General features: G+C 66.6%; 2 protein-coding genes and 1 pseudogene. All 3 read left to right on the forward strand.

Annotated elements, in window-relative coordinates:
- Window positions 1-224, forward strand: a pseudogene (locus AC1DYI_RS33565) (hypothetical protein); the annotation flags it as partial.
- Between the two features lie 110 nt (window positions 225-334).
- Window positions 335-769 (forward strand): hypothetical protein, encoded by a 435-nt coding sequence (locus AC1DYI_RS33570; protein ID WP_477208436.1) that lies wholly within the window; start codon window positions 335-337, stop codon window positions 767-769.
- The coding region (locus tag AC1DYI_RS33575) for a toprim domain-containing protein (RefSeq protein ID WP_477208437.1) at window positions 766-2,140 on the forward strand (1,375 nt) is incomplete at its 3' end. The genes AC1DYI_RS33570 and AC1DYI_RS33575, both read left to right, overlap by 4 nt.

Genomic DNA, 2,140 nt, shown 5'->3' on the forward strand with positions numbered 1-2,140 from the left:
GCCATACCTTCGTCGTGGCGCTCGAAGCCATTCGAACGCTCAACCCTGGGGCCTTCCCCTCGCCACCGGGMATTCAGGTCCCGCTGTCGCGCCACGTCCGCCGGCGCGATCTGATGTCGCAGCTTGAGCACCTGCCCGACGCCGAGGGCAGTTCGATGGTCCCCATCGTGGAAGTCGAGCAACTCGAGCTTTGCCTGGAGGGGCCTGGCCATCGACCCTCCTGACGCCCCTCCTGACACGTAAGCGGCCGCGCGCCGCCTGACCCCCAAACACCTGCCTGCGCGGCCCTTTTCAGGGCCGTGCGGGATCAGCTCACCCCTACGAGAACCAGATCATGAGGAAACGCCCTGAGCCCGCCACGCTGTACGACGCAGCGCTGAAGCATGCTGCCGACACCCTGGCCTACCGCCAGCGCGAGTTGAAGGCGATGCGCGCCTCGCTCGCTCTGCTCGACGAGTTGGGGCCGATGCTGAAGGCCAGGGGCTTCGAGCTGTACCCCAGCTATCTCTCGTGGTGGTCCAGCGACCGTGCCATCTCGCTGAACATCGGTCTGTTCTCCAGCGGCCAGCGTTGCGGCGCCCTCTTCGACGCGCTGGTGGGCCTGGGCTTCAAAGTGGTCCGCCACGAGAACGTCTGCAGTTGGTCCAGCGCGGTGCTCAAGCGCGGGCGTCTGGCGCTGCGCATCACCGACTTGCCGCCGCTGCCAAAGCCAGAGCCTGTCGCCGACGCTGACGCCGCCGACCAGGCCACCGGGAGCGCCGGCGYGTGAATCCAGACCTGCGCGAGGACGTGCTGCGCCACCTGGCGGAGTTCAAGTTCAAGGAAGAGGCCGGGTGGCTGCGCAAGGGCGAGTGCCCGAGCTGCCACAAGAAAGAGCTGTACACCAAGGCCGAGCACCCCTGGGTGCTGCGCTGCGGCCGCTTGGCCAAGTGCGGCGCCGAGTGGCACGTCAAAGACCTGTACCCCGAGTTGTTCCAAGACTGGAGCAAGCGCACCCACGCCGAGCAAGCCACCAACCCTAACGCCGCAGCCGACGCCTACATGGCTCAGGCGCGTGGCTTCGACCTGGCCACCATCAAGGGCTGGTACCGGCAGGAGAGCCACTACGACGCCAAGGCCGACAACGGCCACGGCGCCGGCTCGGCCACGGTGCGCTTCCCGCTGGGCGACGGCTTCTGGGAACGATTGATCGACCGGCCGGCGCGCTTCGGCAAGAAGAAGGCGGTGTTCAAGCCCGGCATGCACTACCAGGGCACGTGGTGGCAGCCGCCGGGCCTGGCCTTGGCCGAGGTTCACCGCTTGTGGCTGGTCGAGGGCATCTTCGACGCGATCGCGCTGCAGCACCAAGGCATCGACGCCGTGGCGCTCATGTCGTGCAACAACTATCCCGAGGCCACCCTGGCAGAGCTGCGCAAGGCCCACGCGCAGCGCGGCACCGAATGCACGCTGGTGTGGGCTTTGGACAGTGACCCTGCCGGTGCCGGCTACCTGCGCAAGTGGGTGAGCCGGGCCCGGCAGGAAGGCTGGACCTGCGAGGCAGCTCAGATCCCGCAGACCAGCAAGGCCAAGGTCGACTGGAACGACCTGCACTTGCGCGAACGCCTGACCGACAAGCACCTACCGGACTACCTGCACCAAGGCGCGCTGTTGATTGCCGCCAGCGCCAGCGAGAAGGGCCTGCTGATGTACCGCCACGGGGGCGGCAAGCGCACCGAGTTCGCCTTCGATCACGACAACCGGCTGTTCTGGTTCAAGTTGGACATCGACGCCTTCAACCGCGCCCTGCAGGCGCTGGAAAAGGAAGGCCGGCACGAGACCGACGAAGAGATGCGCGACGAGGCGCTGAAGCAAGCCCACGTCATCCGCCCGATCGCCAACTGCCTGCCGCGACCGCTGTACTACCAGGCCAACCTCATCACCGACGAGGCTTGGTACTACTTCAGCGTCAGCTTCCCCCACGACGGCAAGCCGGTGAAGAACACCTTCTCAGCCGGTGCGCTCAGCGCCGCTGCCGAGTTCAAGAAGCGGTTGCTGTCGATCGCGCCGGGCGCCGTGTTCAGCGGCACGAGCCAGATGCTTGAGCGAATGATGGAAGAGCAGCTCTACAACATCCACCGCGTCGAGACGATCGACTTCGTGG

Source organism: Ideonella sp. P3_A4 (assembly GCF_056403075.1).